Source organism: Candidatus Caccoplasma merdavium, assembly GCA_018715595.1.
Classification (GTDB): Bacteria; Bacteroidota; Bacteroidia; order Bacteroidales; family UBA11471; genus Caccoplasma; species Caccoplasma merdavium.
In genome coordinates this window covers 113,009-128,700 of record DVLI01000019.1, presented here as the reverse complement: position 1 = coordinate 128,700, position 15,692 = coordinate 113,009, and the positions used below count along the sequence as shown (strand labels likewise).

Annotated in this window: 10 protein-coding genes; 4 read left to right on the top strand and 6 right to left on the bottom strand. The window is 51.8% G+C overall.

All coding sequences use genetic code 11. The features are described 5' to 3' along the window. Nucleotides 1-23 precede the first annotated feature (23 nt). The 4 genes from IAD09_06590 to IAD09_06575 all read right to left on the bottom strand — a co-directional run bounded on the left by IAD09_06590 (nt 24) and on the right by IAD09_06575 (nt 6,541). The gene (locus IAD09_06590) at nt 24-1,613 is read right to left on the bottom strand and encodes a family 43 glycosylhydrolase (protein HIT81888.1); all 1,590 of its coding nucleotides are present in this window, start codon (nt 1,611-1,613) and stop codon (nt 24-26) included. Between the two features lie 31 nt (nt 1,614-1,644). Continuing rightward, nucleotides 1,645-3,138, bottom strand: coding sequence for a family 10 glycosylhydrolase (locus IAD09_06585; protein ID HIT81887.1), 1,494 nt, complete (start codon nt 3,136-3,138; stop codon nt 1,645-1,647). A gap of 158 nt (nt 3,139-3,296) precedes the next feature. After that, the gene (locus tag IAD09_06580) at nt 3,297-5,768 is read right to left on the bottom strand and encodes a glycoside hydrolase family 95 protein (protein ID HIT81886.1); all 2,472 of its coding nucleotides are present in this window, start codon (nt 5,766-5,768) and stop codon (nt 3,297-3,299) included. Between the two features lie 215 nt (nt 5,769-5,983). Beyond that, complete coding sequence (locus IAD09_06575) at nt 5,984-6,541, bottom strand: hypothetical protein (protein ID HIT81885.1); 558 nt, start codon at nt 6,539-6,541, stop codon at nt 5,984-5,986. A gap of 238 nt (nt 6,542-6,779) precedes the next feature. Between IAD09_06575 and IAD09_06570 the strand changes: the two genes are divergently transcribed. The 4 genes from IAD09_06570 to IAD09_06555 all read left to right on the top strand — a co-directional run bounded on the left by IAD09_06570 (nt 6,780) and on the right by IAD09_06555 (nt 12,829). Further along, on the top strand, nt 6,780-9,404 hold the full coding sequence (locus IAD09_06570; GenBank protein ID HIT81884.1) for a valine--tRNA ligase: 2,625 nt from the start codon (nt 6,780-6,782) through the stop codon (nt 9,402-9,404). Nucleotides 9,405-9,558: 154 nt separating this feature from the next. Beyond that, nucleotides 9,559-10,596, top strand: a complete 1,038-nt coding sequence (locus IAD09_06565) for an acyltransferase family protein (protein HIT81883.1) — start codon at nt 9,559-9,561, stop codon at nt 10,594-10,596. 367 nt (nt 10,597-10,963) lie between these two features. Beyond that, entirely contained in the window at nt 10,964-12,205 is a 1,242-nt protein-coding gene (locus tag IAD09_06560) for a CotH kinase family protein (GenBank protein HIT81882.1), read from the top strand. Between the two features lie 48 nt (nt 12,206-12,253). Beyond that, nucleotides 12,254-12,829, top strand: a complete 576-nt coding sequence (locus IAD09_06555) for a hypothetical protein (GenBank protein ID HIT81881.1) — start codon at nt 12,254-12,256, stop codon at nt 12,827-12,829. Between the two features lie 75 nt (nt 12,830-12,904). On the opposite strand, the gene IAD09_06550 is transcribed toward IAD09_06555, so the two are convergent. After that, nucleotides 12,905-14,611 (bottom strand): acyl-CoA dehydrogenase family protein, encoded by a 1,707-nt coding sequence (locus IAD09_06550; protein HIT81880.1) that lies wholly within the window; start codon nt 14,609-14,611, stop codon nt 12,905-12,907. A 9-nt stretch (nt 14,612-14,620) separates the two neighbouring features. Further along, on the bottom strand, nt 14,621-15,640 hold the full coding sequence (locus IAD09_06545; GenBank protein HIT81879.1) for an electron transfer flavoprotein subunit alpha/FixB family protein: 1,020 nt from the start codon (nt 15,638-15,640) through the stop codon (nt 14,621-14,623). Nucleotides 15,641-15,692: the final 52 nt, after the last annotated feature.

Here is a 15,692-nt window from a genome sequence, read left to right as displayed (position 1 = left end):
TCTGTTTTCTCACGCACCGACATTTACCGGCGGACAAACGTCACATCGTCGATACAAGCCCAGGCTCCGGCCACCGCTTTGGCACGGAAACCTATCTCTACCTTTCCGCCGCGCACCCTGACACGCTCTATCTCTATCGTGCGCCATGTCGGTGAAGCCTTCTTTACCCGACAGGTATATCCCTTTTCACCACATTGCGCATACATCTCGAACCGCTCAAAACCTTCGCTGTTCTTCAACCGGGCTTCGAGCCGGTAGACCCCATCGGGGAGGTCGACATAAGGCGACGACTCGACCGTCTGGAAAACGTGACGCTCGAAATCGACCTTGTCGCTGATGTATAAAGATTTCTCCCCGATGACCTGTTTACGGTCGTCGGCGGTGTTCTCATAATTCAGGCGGGGGGAATCATCATCACCCACCTTCACGGCATTTCCTTTCACGACCTCGGTGGCCCAGCCCAGCAAATAATCCTGGACGGGTTTGGCCGGACAGGGTATCGGACGACGATCGGCCTCGAAACTACCGTTCTTCACATAGTTGTTCTCTTCGGCTACCCGCCACTCTCCCGTCCCGGCGTTGAGATACCAGGCATGCAGGGAGTTGAAGTAAGGCTCCTTGCCGTCGAACGACAAGGGACACCACTGGTTGTACCCCAAACCGTTGCCGGCAAAGTCGGCCCAGCGGTCGCCGCAATAAAGCACCGTCTCTTCGCGCGTACCGCGCACGGTATAGAAAAATCCCGTCTGTGTCACATGGGCATAGTCGTCGGCACAACCGGGCATAATCTGCATGTCGTTGAGCGGTTCGTAAGGCCCGCGAATGTCATCGGCCACCAGATAATAGGCAAAGGAGGAGTCCCAACCATACAGGTTCGACGCGCACATATAGTAACGGCCTTTGTATTTGAAGAGACAATTCCCTTCACGACCCGCCCCTTTGAAGACCTGCGTGCAGTCGAGCAGGTCGGCCTGCCCGTCGCGCACACCTATCTCCGACACATAAATGCGGTTGCGGCCACGGCCATAAGAATAGATGAGGTAGGACTTGCCGGTATCTTCATCGACAAAAACCGTCTGGTCGCCCGTGTTGGGTGTACCAATCATCTCCTTCATCGAGATGCGCCGATGCCAGGTAAAGGGGCCGGTAGGCGTATCGGACAAAGCAAAGAGCACTCCGTCGTTGTTCTGCACCAACAAGACATATCGATTCCACTCCGGGAGATAGGCTACGCCCAAACGTCCCACCCACCCGGCATGGCCGTGCCGGGTGACCTCTTCACGGGTAAGGACGTCGCCCACGAAGGTCCAGTCGACCAGGTTATCGGAGCGATAACAAGTGACCGCCTCAAACGTACATTGCGGCCAGGTAACCGACGGGTCTTCGCGATATTGCCGGGCCTCGGCATAACGCACGCCATACCAATAGTAGTGCCGTTCACCGGTCTCGGCATCGGGATAACGGAATATCCCGCCGCCCTGGCTGTATATGGGCCGGCCGTCGACGGTATCCCAAAAGATGTCATTCACGATTTTCTTTTCTTCTCCGAGAGAATCGGTAACCTGCTCACCCGCCGCCACCGTTCCTGCGGCGAGGCAGAGAATGAGCGTCATAAAATATCTGACATTCATATCTATAATATATTTACAATTTCACTTTCAGAATTTCGGGTTCACCCTCGTTGTGCATACGGTCGACCGCCGTCACCACATAGACGCACCGGCTCGCCCCGTCCCGATAGGGCAACCGGCAACGGGTATCCCGCACCGTAGCCACCAATGCCCGCGCATTGCCGAGGTCGACCGACTCGGCCGTATCGAAACGATACACGCAATAATAGGCGGCTTGCTGCATCACGTCGCGCGTCTTGTCGGCTTTCCATTCGAGGTAAAAACCGTCGGGGTACCAACGGGTATGCAACTTCTTCACGGCTTTGGGTGCCTTGCTGTCGATATGCGTATAAGCCGGGATAAGCGCCGGACAGGTAAAATAGTCACGCCGCAACTCATCGGAGGCACCTTTGTAATTATCGAGGAGTTGATAGCCCGACCAGAAACAGATGCCGGAGATGTGGTCGAGGTATCGCGAGAGAACCATCTTGTGTCCCAACTGCGAACGAAGCGGATTGGCATCGGCAGCATCGAGCGAACGGCAGACATCTTGTCCGATGTAGAGATGGCAACCGTCGGGGACATTCCGGTTCCACCAGCCGACCAATTCTTCATAACAGGCAGCCTTGTGGCCTATCTCCCAATAGAGTTGGGGGATAAGGTAATCGACCCAACCGTTACGGGCCCACAACAACACATCGGCATAGAGGTCGTCGTAGTTCTGCAAACCGCAGGTGGCGCTGCCGTCGGGTGAGGTCGTGTTATTGCGATAAATGCCAAACGGGCTTATGCCGAAGCGCACCCAGGGTTTTCGCCGTTTGATGCCGCGGGAAAGCTGAGAAATCAACGTATCGACGTTGCTGCGCCGCCACTCGTCGAGCGGGCGGCCGTTGCCATACAGGGCATAGCTGGTGGTGTCGGGGAAAGGCACCCCGTTGATGGGATAGGGATAGAAATAGTCGTCCATGTGTATGGCGTCGATGTCATAACGCGCGACAATGTCATCGACAACCCGACAGATAAACGCCTTTGAGCCGGGCATTCCCGGGTCGAAAAGCAACTGGCGCCCATACTCGACAAACCACTCGGGGTGCCGGTAATAGATGTGCGACGAGTCGAGTGCGACGGCCGTGTTGCACTGCGCCCGATAGGGATTGATCCAGGCATGGAACTCGATGTTGCGCCTGTGGCATTTCTCGATGAGGGCGGCCATGGGGTCCCAACCGTTCTCGGGCGCACGGCCTTGCTCCCCCGTGAGGAAACGGCTCCACGGCTCCATCTCCGAACGGTAGAAGGCATCGGCCTCGGGGCGTATCTGGAAGAGCAGCGCATTGATGCCCGTCTGTTGCAAGGTATCGAGCATCGCATCGAAATAGGCACACATCTGTACCGAATCCATTTCGGTGTACTGGGGCTGGTAAACAGTCTGTATCCAGGCACCCCGGAACTCACGCTTGGGAGTTTCCTGTGCCGATGGGGTATGAACAAAAGTGATAAAAAAAAGTATCAGAAGTAAGATTGAACGCATAATTCGGAGCGATTTTCCGACAAATGTAAAGTTTTTGGGGGAAAGCAGAAAACATGCGGGCCGCTTTTTGAAAAGCGACCCGCCATATATTCCGGAGCTATTCACTCAACATCGGAAAACGAGTACATTCATCTATCCTGAGCTGCGCTCAATTTCATCTATTCAGCGGCACACAACTCATATACCTCACCGGGAGCCGTCTCTATATCGTAGTAATAGACAGGCGAAGCAGACTGTGTCGTATTGATGGGCGCCTCGGGCGAAATGAGCGGGCGGCGTATCGACTGGGGTTCGAGCAAGAGACCCGGCGTTTCGGCCGCCGATTGGAGCGGTTTGAGCTCGACACCGTTGCATGTGAGGGGCACGGCCGAACGCACGCGCAATGTACCGCCGATGGTGGAACGGATTTGCGCCTTGTCGAGCGTACCTTCACTCCACGACATCTCTTCGAGGGTGAAACCACCCCGGCAACGCAGCCCCTTCACCGTTCCCGTGCGCCATACATCGGGCAGGGCGGGCAAGAGGTGCACCGCTCCGGCGTGACTCTGCACCAGCATCTCGGCAATTCCGGCCGTGCAGCCGAAGTTTCCATCGATTTGGAAAGGCGGGTGGGCATCGAACAGATTGGGGTAAGTGCCGCCATTCTGCCCGCTTTCGTCGGTCGTGGGACGTATCTGCTCGGTAATGAGTTTATAGGCGTGATTGCCGTCGAGCAGGCGAGCCCAAAAACAGACCTTCCACCCCATCGACCAACCAGTCGAGTGATCGCCACGGCCATAAAGCGTTTTCTTGGCCGCCTCCATAAGTACCGGGGTATTGTAGGTTATCTGCCTACCCGGGTAAAGGCCCCACAGATGCGACACATGGCGGTGACGGTCACGGGGATTGTCCCAGTCTTCGAGCCACTCCTGCAACTGTCCCCATCGACCTACCTGCATGGGAGCCAGCTGCGAAGCCACCGTTCGCAGCGTGTCGACAAAGAGGCTTTCCTCTCCCATCGCCGCGGCGGCGTCGATGGTGTTATAGAAAAGGTCGTAGACCATCTGGTTGTCCATCGTCGTACCGGCCACTATGACAAAGGAGCGCTTGCCGTTGACCGAGGGGGCATTTTCGGGCGAATAGGAGGGCGCGACCACAAGCCATTGGTTTTTGGGCTCGCGCACCAAAAAGTCGATGTAAAATTCGCAGGCGCCTCTCATCAGGGGATAGACCGTCCGCAAATATGTCGTATCTCCCGAGAAGAGGAAGCGGTCCCACAGATGCTGGCAGAACCATGCATTGCAAGTGGGCCACACGCCATAACGGGGACCGTCGACCGCACCGGTCGAAGCCCAAATGTCGGTGTTGTGATGCAGTGTCCAGCCGCGACAACCGTACATGGCCGCCGACTGCCGCCCCTGTACCGCTACGCGCTTCACCAAATCGAGAAACGGCTCGTGCATCTCGGCAAGGTTGGTCACCTCGGCCGGCCAGTAATTCATCTCGACATTGATGTCGGTGGTATATTTTCCGTCCCAGGGGGCACGCAACTTGTAGTTCCATATTCCTTGCAGGTTGGCGGCCTGTCCGCCGGGTTGAGAGCTGCATATCAAGAGATAACGGCCAAACTGGAAATAGAGCGCGGCCAGTTGGGGGTCGAAATTCTTTTCAAACTCCCGCACCCGCACGTCGGTAGGTTTGGCCGCCTGCGCGTTCTCTCCCAGGTCGAGCGAAACGCGGTCGAAATATTTTCGGTACGCAGCCGTGTGGTTCGCTATCGCCTTGTCGTATTTTCGACCGGCATTTTTGAGATATGAATAAGCCATCTTCTCGGCATTGCCCGAGACATCTTTGTAATTGACAAAGTTGGTTCCCACCGAGACATAAAGTGTTACCTCATCGGCACCCGAGACATGCAACAACGTGTCGCCCACCATCTCACAACGGCCACCCTTACGGTCGATGCGGGTGAGCGTCGTAAAACGCACTTTGCCCTCGATGCCTTCATGGTCGTTGGCCCGGGCGTCGAGTCGCAAAATATTGCGTCCCTCGACCGTGCGGGTACTCTCCTTATAAGGTGTGGAATAACGTGCCGAGAACGAGATTTTCCCTTTTTCCGAAGCCGTGAGACGGACGATGAACAGTTGGTCGGCAAACGAAGTAAACGCTTCCCGGCAATAGGTTACCCCGCCGGCCTTGAAACGGGTCGTGGCCACGGCACGGGCGATGTCGAGTTCACGGTAATAATCGGTATAACCGTCGACACCCTCAAAGTCGAGATGCAGCGAACCCACGGTCTGGTAAGGCATGCCGTTGGCTCCCGCAGGCGAGCAGATGGCCGGACCGCACAACTCCTGCGCCTTCATGTTCTCACCGGCAAAAATGAGGCGGCGTATCTCATCGAGAGCCTCCTTGGCCTTGGGATTGGTATTGTTGTAGGGAGAACCTCCCCAAATCGTCTCCTCGTTCAGTTGGAACTGCTCGTGTACCGGGTCGCCGAATACCATCGAGCCCAGACGTCCGTTGCCCAACGGCAACGCCTCGACCCACAACGCGGCGGGTCGCTCATACCACAACTTCATGGCATTGTCGGCGAGCGCCTGACCCCAGGTCATGCCGCAAAGCAGCACCGACAAGCAAATGTGTTTCATGTTCATACTCGTTAGTTTTCTTGTTTGACACACAAATGTACCCTATAAGAACTCTCGTTCCAAGCATTGGCCAAAATTTACACGCTTTTGCAACAATTCTGCACAATCTCTATTTCAATGAAATAAAGCCTATATAGGATATTGCGAATTTTTATATTCTCTAACAAGATAGACTGATAAAAAAACCTCATATAAATATGAAGTTTATTCATGAATTAAAACTTTTTAAATCCAAGTTTATCCTCCAATCCACCGTATAGCTCTTTTAAACATTTAAACATTGGGGTAATCTGTTTTCTTGTAACGAACTCTCTTATTAAAGCCATATCATGAATTGCACATAAACTGCTATTTACAGATTTTGTATAACCAGATACTACTTTCGCCCCAGTTTGTTCTTTAAAAAAATCCACTTCACCTCTTGATCCAAGCATCGTGCGGCAACTACCAAAATGAACATATTTATTGATAAATCTATCTTTGCAACTTACAGCAAGATCTCGTAACGACATATCTTTCTCATCTCCTTCAAAAAAAATTGAATGAGTATCTCCATGAAAACAGAGATATATAAAATCATACTTATCATAAAGTCTCTTTGCAAACTGTTCTGTGTAATAATCAAACTCTTGATAAGTTGCTACACGACGATAAATATGAGGTATACAAAATTCTTCACTCAGAAACTTTATAAGATGCTCACTATTTGTATGAAGTTTTCTCTTAGGGCGCGTAATCTCAAAATCTGCCTCTATACATATAATTCCAGCCATTGCATCTATGTTTATCTTTCAAAATATAAATAGAATACATTATTTTATAATTTATCAAAGATATTACATAATACAGATTTATCAAAACGTACGGCCGTTTCGGTTTCGGATTTGCCGTTTTTTAACTACTTTTGCAGCCAAATAATCAGGAATTACCGGCAAAGGCACCCGCGATATGTTTGGCATTGCCGGCTCCTTGCATTATCTTTGCAAACAAATTTCTTAGAACCGCAAGACGATGGATATTGCAACGAAGTACAACCCGGCCGATGTCGAAGGCAAGTGGTATGAATACTGGCTGAAAAACGGCTATTTCAAGTCGAAACCCGATGGTCGCGAACCTTATACGATAGTTATCCCGCCCCCCAACGTCACGGGCGTGCTGCACATGGGACACATGCTCAACAACACCATTCAGGACATTCTCGTGCGTCGCGCCCGCATGACCGGCAAGAATGCCTGCTGGGTACCGGGTACCGACCACGCATCGATTGCCACCGAAGCCAAAGTCGTGAACAAGTTGGCTTCGCAAGGCATCAAAAAAACCGACCTCACCCGCGACGAATTTCTCAAACATGCGTGGGACTGGACCGAGACACACGGCGGCATCATTCTGAAACAACTGCGCCGTCTAGGCGCCTCATGCGACTGGGACCGCACCGCCTTCACCATGGACGAGACCCGCAGCCGCAGCGTCATCAAGGTATTTGTCGACCTCTACAACAAAGGACTCATCTACCGCGGCGTGCGCATGGTAAACTGGGACCCGAAAGCGCTCACCGCCCTCTCCGACGAAGAGGTTATCTACAAGGAAGAACACAGCAAGCTCTACTACCTGCGCTACATGATCGAGGGTGAAGCCGACAAATATATCGTCGTAGCCACCACCCGACCCGAAACCATATTGGGCGATACCGCCGTATGCGTCAACCCCAATGACCCGCGTTACGGCTACCTCAAAGGCAAACGGGTCATCGTGCCGCTCGTAGGTCGCGCCGTGCCCATCATCATGGACGACTATGTCGACATCGAATTCGGAACCGGCTGTCTGAAAGTGACCCCCGCCCACGACGTCAACGACTATATGCTGGGCGAGAAATACAACCTGCCCGTCATCGACATCTTCAACGACAACGGCACCATCAGCGAGGCCGGTGGCATGTATGTGGGCCAAGACCGCTTCGACGTGCGCCGGCAGATTGCCGAAGACCTCGAAAAGGCCGGTCTGCTCGAAAAGGTCGAAGACTACAACAACAAGGTAGGATACTCCGAACGCACCAACGTCGTCATCGAGCCCAAACTCTCGATGCAATGGTTCCTCAAAATGGAACACCTCGCCCAAATCGCCCTCAAACCGGTCATGGACGACGACATCAAGTTCTACCCCGCCAAATACAAAAACACCTACCGCCACTGGATGGAGAACATCAAAGACTGGTGCATCTCCCGCCAACTGTGGTGGGGACACCGCATACCGGCCTACTTCCTGCCCGAAGGCGGCTACGTCGTTGCCGAGAGCGCCGAAGAAGCCCTGAAACTGGCCCGCGAGAAGAGTGGCAATGCCGCCCTCACGCTCGACGACCTGCGTCAGGACGAAGACTGCCTCGACACCTGGTTCTCCTCGTGGCTGTGGCCCATCTCCCTCTTCGACGGCATCAACAACCCCGGCAACGAGGAGATACGCTACTACTACCCCACCTCCGACCTGGTTACCGGCCCCGACATCATCTTCTTCTGGGTGGCCCGCATGATTATGGCCGGCTATGAATACGAAGGACAGATGCCCTTCAAGAATGTCTACTTCACCGGTATCGTGCGCGACAAGATAGGCCGCAAGATGTCGAAGTCGCTCGGCAACTCGCCCGACCCCATCGAACTCATCGACCGATATGGCGCCGACGGCGTGCGCATGGGCATGATGCTCTCGGCTCCGGCCGGAAACGACATACTCTTCGACGATGCCTTGTGCGAACAAGGCCGTAACTTCAACAACAAGATATGGAACGCCTTCCGTCTCGTCAAAGGCTGGACAGTCGACGACAACCTGCCCCAACCCGAGTCGGCCCGCATCGCCACCAAGTGGTTTGCCGCCATGCTCGACCAGGTCAACGCCGAGATGGCCGACCTCTTCTCCAAATACCGCCTCTCCGAAGCCTTGATGGCCGTGTATAAACTCTTCTGGGACGAATTCTCCTCGTGGTACCTCGAAATGATAAAACCTGGCTACCAACAACCCATCGACCGCAAGAGCTACGACGCGACACTCGGATTCTTCGACACGCTGCTCAAACTGCTCCACCCCTTCATGCCCTTCATCACCGAAGAGCTGTGGCAACACCTCTACGACCGCAAAGAGGGCGAAAGCATCATGATAGAGCAGATTCCCGCACCCGGCACCGCCGACAGCGCCTTGCTCGCCGCCGTCGAGAAAGCCAAGGAAATCATCGCCGGCGTGCGTACGATACGATTGCAGAAAAACATTCCCAACAAGGAGCCGCTGACGTTGCAAGCCATCGGTACCCATGAAGGCAGTTGCGATGCCGTCATCACCAAGCTGGGCAACCTCTCTGCCATAGAAACGGTAGCAGCCAAAGACGCCACGGCCGCTTCGTTCATGGTGGGAACGACCGAGTATGCCGTACCGCTGGGAAACAGCATCGACGTAGAAGCCGAGATAAAGAAACTCGAAGAGGAGTTGAACTACCAACAAGGCTTCTTGCGTTCGGTCCTCGCCAAGCTGGGCAATGAACGCTTCGTCAACAACGCCCCCGCCAAAGTGGTGGAGATGGAGCGCAAGAAACAGGCCGATGCCGAGAGCAAAATCAAATCGCTTGAAGAGAGCATCGCCGCCCTCAAAAAATAAGAAAGTAATTTCAATCAAAGCAAAGGGGCTGCTAAAAGCAGCCCCTTTGCTTTGATACCCCCCAACAAAAATGTTAATATTTAACAACATGTAGTATGATTTATTTACGAATAAAAGAGGTATATTATCTTTGCAAAAATTTTATAGAAAAAGAATGCAACTTTCAACAGGAAACCGCCTCCGATCGTTTGACATATTGAAATTGTTTGCCATATTTCTTGTCCTTTGGGGGCACTGCATTCAATATTTCTTATCAAGCGAACCCGTCGACGAACCCCTATACCGCACGATATACGCCTTCCACATGCCCCTTTTCATGATGATATCGGGCTATTTTGCGGCATCGTCCATGCATATTAGGCTCAATGACTTTCTGAAAAAAAAGAGCGTCCAACTGCTCCTTCCCTGCCTTACATGGGGTATTCTCATTAGTTTTCTTATTCGACCTGCGCTCGACTCATCATTCATCGATTCCCTACTCCATTCCTTTCGAGGTGGATTCTGGTTTTTGAAAAGTTGTTTTATCTGCTACTTAATTGCATTCTTGGGATACCGCTGCAATCTGAAAAGGGGAACGAGGATTGTCCTGACTCTATTTTTCAGCCAAGTCATTCCTTTTTATCAAGTCCATCTGATGTATCCGGCATTTTTACTGGGACTGGAATTAAACAATTCTCCCGAAATGATGCGGAAACTTAAATCGGTTTACCCCATCATCGTTCTGTCTTTTATCGTCTTACTCTGCTTTTGGGACAAAAGCTTCTGGTTTTCCCCCGATTTAAAAGAGGCCATCATCAACAGAGATCCATATCCCCTTCTCGAATATGGTTACAAAAGAACATATCGCATCATCATCGGTATAGCCGGAAGCCTCTCTTTCATCTTTTTATTCCGAAAACTCTTCGATAAAGACTCCATCCCGAAGTTTTTCGAAATATGCAGCTCTTGGGGACAATATACCTTGGGAATTTATATCCTTCAAAGCTATATAATAGAAGTTTTATTAGCAAGATATTTAAACTTTGACCATCTGAATTTCTACCTCTTTAATTTTATAGTTGCTCCATCAATATCCATTATCATATTGATTGTCTGCGTTTTTATAATCAAGGCCATTCACAAATCGCCTGTCTGTGCGTTCTGGCTTCTGGGGAAATTTCCCCGGCGGACGAATCATTGTCCCAATAAATAACCTATTCAACAAAAAACGTCCGGAAAGATAAAAGTTCCCGGACGCAAATATTGAGGTTTCATTTTTAGCCGGGACGACAACATGCCATGTTGTTGATGATGAACGACATGGAAACCTCGTTCTCGCGTTCCGACATAACGGAAGCAAAACTCCAATGTAATCTTTCATTTTTGCAACAGGCCGTCAGATATTAAAATCGGTTGGTCTGTTTCTTTGTTCCAAAAGTCCACTTCCGGCCGCACACTTTATATTTTTCGTTTATCTTTATTGCGGGACATCGACAATCGTTGCATCAGCAAACAAATGGCTGTTCCAATGCATACACGACAAACAATACCAAAAACAACTTCACAAACATATAACCCATATGAAAAGATTGGCATACCTCATTCTCCTATTGACAATCGTCTCCGGTTGTTCCGAAGAAGAAGTAAAAATCGACATCGCAAATTGTACCTACTCACGCACCCTTCCCGTATTGTTTATCAACACCGAAGAAAACAAGCCCATCGTCTCGAAAGAAGAATATATCAACGCCACCTACTATCTCGAGACATTCGATCTCAACGGCTACGAACCGATAGGCAGCGAAGCAGAACAACTGCCTTTGGAGATTCGCGGACGCGGAAATTCCTCCTGGAACAAAGATAAAAAACCATATCGCTTGAAATTGGGCAGCAAAGCCACTCCACTGGGAATGAACAAAAGCAAACATTTCGTCCTGTTAGCCCATGTGGGAGCATACAGCCAGTACTTGACCGAAACGGCAGCCTTCGAATTAGGCAAGGAAATAGGTCTGGCCTGGACGCCCGAAGCCGAGCCCGTAGAAGTAGTTGTAAATAACGAATACAAAGGGCTCTATTTCCTCGTAGAAAATATCCGTGTGGATGACAAACGGGTAAACATCACCGAGCAAGACGACAACTGCACAAACGCCGACGAAATCACCGGAGGCTGGCTGCTCGAAATCGACAACTACAACGACCCCGACCAAATAAAATTTGTCAATGGCAGCGGTTACATCATGCACATCACACACAAAAGCCCCGAAATTCTCTCCAAAGAACAAGAGTCTTACCTGCGTCAACAGATGAAAGCCATAGACGATGCCGTGTATGCTGACGATAAAAACTCCACCACCTGGGAAAAATATATCGACATCGACGCCCTCGCCCGTTATTATATCATACAAGAAATTTTCTGCAACGGCGACGCCTTCGCAGGTAGTTCCTATTTCTATAAAAACAGAGGGAATGACACCAAATGGATATTCGGTCCCCTGTGGGATTTCGGAAATTCATTCGAGGGTGGTGCCCGCAACTTCTTCTACGAAAAAGGGAAAAGACCCCGTTGCTGGATTAAAGAAATCGCCAAATACCCGCGTTTCCAAGAACATGTACGCAAAGTATGGAACGAGTTTTATCCCGCCAAATACGAACCGATATACACATTTATCGCCGAAATGGCTCAACGTTGTGCCGAAGCTGACAAATGCGATGCAAAACGCTGGCCGCAATACAACAAAGGCGACACAGAAAGCAAAAAAAGACAGCTCTTTGAAGTCCTGCAAAACCGCATAGACTTCTTGAACAGCGAATGGTCCAACTAAGGGTCCGCAAACCATTGATTCTAAAAACATAACCAAAGCCCTATGCATATGAGAAAATATATTCTTTCCCTACTGATACTTTTACTGGCAGCACCAATAACCGCCCAAGCTGATAATCACGCCGAAAAAAACAGCAGATACCGAGGTTTTGTAGAATTGGGAACCTCTTTCAACGTGGGATTCTACAACCCCAGAGGGACAGGCTCAATAAGCACCACCCACGGATGCCAAATCAATTCCCATCTTTTCGTAGGAGCAGGGCTGGGTTGCGAATATCACGAAATGGGCAAAAGATGGTTTTTGCCTCTGTTTGTTGATTTTCGAGTCAATATTTCAGACCGGAAATTCACCCCATTCTTCGGGCTAAAAGCCGGTTATGCTCTGGGCAAAAAAAGTTCTGACAAATTAAATCCCGGATATTACGTCAATCTGACCGCATTTGGCGCCCGACTGAAAATCGCCCCAAAGTTGGCGATGAACATGAGTATCGGGTATAATTATCAACAGTGCGTCCATGAAGAAAAATATTACCACTACCGAAACGGAAGTTTTTACTTCTACGATTCCTACACAAGAAGGCTCCACCACCACGGTCCCTCCTTACGCATAGGAGTAGAATTCTAATCACAATATAAAACAAACGCCCGACTTTTCTGTCGGGCGTTTGTTTTTCGGCATTAGCAATCTCACGACTCGCGTTCAATCGCGGCGGTAATAGGTCATGTCATTGATGTCGAACGACTGGATAAAGGCGGCATTCTTGCGTACTTCGGCTTCGGCATAGCGGGTATAGACCTCGGCCGAGGTACGGAACGACTCGTTGCGTTCGGTATCGAGTATGAGCAGATGGGCCATGATGATGTGACCGGCCATCTCGACCATGCGGCGGGCATGGAAGTCGATGTAGTCGTTGTCCTTCGTAGCCGTTACCTTCTCGACAGCGGCCTCATAGAGGGCGGTAAGCTCTTTGAGACGGGCACGCAGCGGTTGCAAGTCGCCCGACACCTCCTGCTCCTCGTAATAGTGCATCATGTGGAGGTAGGTACCGGTGGTGACGTGGCGTATGGCCGCCACCACTTGCAACTGGGTGGTTCCCTCGTATATCGACGTGATGCGGGCATCGCGGTAGATGCGCTCGCAGGCATAGTCTTTCATGAAACCCGAGCCGCCGTGTATCTGCACGCAATCGTAGGCGTTCTGATTACAGAACTCGCTGCCCATACCCTTCGACATGGGCGTGAAGGCGTCGGCCTGCTTTTGGTAACGTTTCATCTCGTCGCGCTCTTCCTTTTCGAGTTTGCGCTCTTTCGAGATGTCTTCGAGCGTCTTATACATGTCGACAAAACGGGTGGTCTCGTAAAGCAGCGAACGCGATGCGTCGAGTTTGGCCTTCATGAGCGAAAGCATCTCCGACACGGCGGGGAACTCGATGATGGCCTTGCCAAACTGGCGACGTTCACGGGCATAGGTGAGGGCTTCGCGATAGGCAGCCTCGGAGACTCCCACCGACTGGGCGGCGATGCCGAGACGGGCGCCGTTCATCAACGCCATCACATACTTGATAAGACCCATCTTGCGGTCGCCGCAGAGCTCGGCCTTGGCATTGCGGAACACCAGTTCGCAGGTAGGCGAACCCTTGATACCCATCTTGTTTTCGATGCGACGCACGGTAACACCACCGTCGTTCTTGTCGTAGATAAACATCGACAGGCCACGGCCGTCTTTGGTGCCTTCCTCGGAGCGGGCAAGTACCAGGGAGATGTGTCCGTCGCCATTGGTGATGAAGCGTTTCACCCCATTGAGATACCAGCAACCGTCGGCCTCGCTGTATGTGGCTTTGAGCATGACCGATTGCAGGTCGGAACCGGCATCGGGCTCGGTGAGGTCCATCGCCATGGTCTCGCCGGCGCATACGCGGGGCAAGTAGCGTTGTTTTTGGTCCTCGCTGGCAAATTCATAAATGGTTTCGGCGCAATCCTGCAAGCCCCAAATGTTTACAAATCCGGCATCGGCACGGCTCACCATGTCGGCGGCCATGATATAGGGAACGAGCGAGAAATTGAGTCCTCCGTAACGACGGGGCAGGGAGATTCCCATGAGACCGGCTTTTACCAAGGCATCGAGGTTACGAGCCGTACCTGCGGCATACACGACATGCCCATCGACGACGTGGGGACCTTCGTGGTCGACGCTCTCGGCATTGGGAGCGACAATGTCGCCACAGATTTCGCCGGCAATTTCGAGAACTTTCTCGTAACTGTCCATGGCGTCTTCATAATCGACGGGAGCGTAGTCGTATTTCCGGGCATCGGCATATTCGCGTTCTTTCAGAGCCACAATCCGCTGCATGAGCGGGTGGGTCAAGTGATGTTTCAAATCACTGTTATCGGTATAAAAATTGGCCATAATCCTCGGTTATTTGCTGTTTTTCTTATAATACTTTATCATTTTGGGCAATACCTCCTCGACCGTGCCGGTAATGACGTAGTCGGCAATGGTATTGATGGGTGCGTTGGGGTCGCTGTTGACCGATATGATAATCGAGCTGTCCTGCATACCGGCAATGTGCTGTATCTGTCCCGAAATGCCGCAAGCGATATAGAGCTTGGGGTGGACGGTCACACCGGTCTGCCCGATTTGGCGGTCATGGTCGGTAAATCCGGCATCGACGGCGGCACGCGAGGCACCTACCTGGGCGCCGATGGCGTCGGCCAGGTCGAAGAGCAACTTGAAGTTCTCCTTCGAGCCCACGCCATATCCGCCGGCCACGATGATGGAGGCCGACTTGATGTTGATTTTCGATTTCTCCATCTGACGGTCGATGACCGAAACGACGAAGTCGGTATCGGAGACATATTTCGACACATCGAGTTTCACGATTTCGCCTTTGTGGGCGGGGTCAAGAATCTCTTTTTTCATCACCCCCTCGCGCACGGTGGCCATTTGGGGACGGCACTCGGGATTGACAATCGTCGCCACGATGTTTCCACCGAAAGCGGGACGTATCTGATAGAGCAGGTTCTCGTAGGTCTTCGCCTCTTTCTTGTCTTCGAACGTACCGATTTCGAGCGAGGTGCAGTCGGCCGTGAGACCGCTGTGGAGCGCCGACGATACGCGGGGGCCGAGGTCACGGCCTATGCAGGTGGCACCCATGAGGCACACTTGGGGTTTCTGCTCGCGGAAGAGGTTGATCAACACCGAAGCATGGGGCTGCGAGGTGTAGGGATAGAGACGGGCGTCGTCGGCCAGATAGAGGGTATCGACGCCATACGGGAATACTTGTGCGGCAACGTCGTCGAGTTGATGGCCGATGACGAGCGCTTCGAGTTTACAATGGAGTTGATTGGCCAGGGAACGTCCCTTGGTGAGCAGTTCGAGGCTGACGTCGGCAATAACTCCGTCTTCTATTTCGCAATATACAAATAAGTTGTTCATGTCGTTTGTGTGTTTTGCGAGGCGGCTCCGGGGAAAAGGGAAGCCGGCCACG

Bases quoted from the DNA above. Each gene is read 5' to 3' on its own strand.
- IAD09_06590 (HIT81888.1), bottom strand. From the start codon at position 1,613: ATGACGCTCATTCTCTGCCTCGCCGCAGGAACGGTGGCGGCGGGTGAG.
- IAD09_06555 (HIT81881.1), top strand. From the start codon at position 12,254: ATGAGAAAATATATTCTTTCCCTACTGATACTTTTACTGGCAGCACCA.
- IAD09_06560 (HIT81882.1), top strand. From the start codon at position 10,964: ATGAAAAGATTGGCATACCTCATTCTCCTATTGACAATCGTCTCCGGT.
- IAD09_06565 (HIT81883.1), top strand. From the start codon at position 9,559: ATGCAACTTTCAACAGGAAACCGCCTCCGATCGTTTGACATATTGAAA.
- IAD09_06550 (HIT81880.1), bottom strand. From the start codon at position 14,611: ATGGCCAATTTTTATACCGATAACAGTGATTTGAAACATCACTTGACC.
- IAD09_06580 (HIT81886.1), bottom strand. From the start codon at position 5,768: ATGAAACACATTTGCTTGTCGGTGCTGCTTTGCGGCATGACCTGGGGT.
- IAD09_06545 (HIT81879.1), bottom strand. From the start codon at position 15,640: ATGAACAACTTATTTGTATATTGCGAAATAGAAGACGGAGTTATTGCC.
- IAD09_06570 (HIT81884.1), top strand. From the start codon at position 6,780: ATGGATATTGCAACGAAGTACAACCCGGCCGATGTCGAAGGCAAGTGG.
- IAD09_06585 (HIT81887.1), bottom strand. From the start codon at position 3,138: ATGCGTTCAATCTTACTTCTGATACTTTTTTTTATCACTTTTGTTCAT.
- IAD09_06575 (HIT81885.1), bottom strand. From the start codon at position 6,541: ATGGCTGGAATTATATGTATAGAGGCAGATTTTGAGATTACGCGCCCT.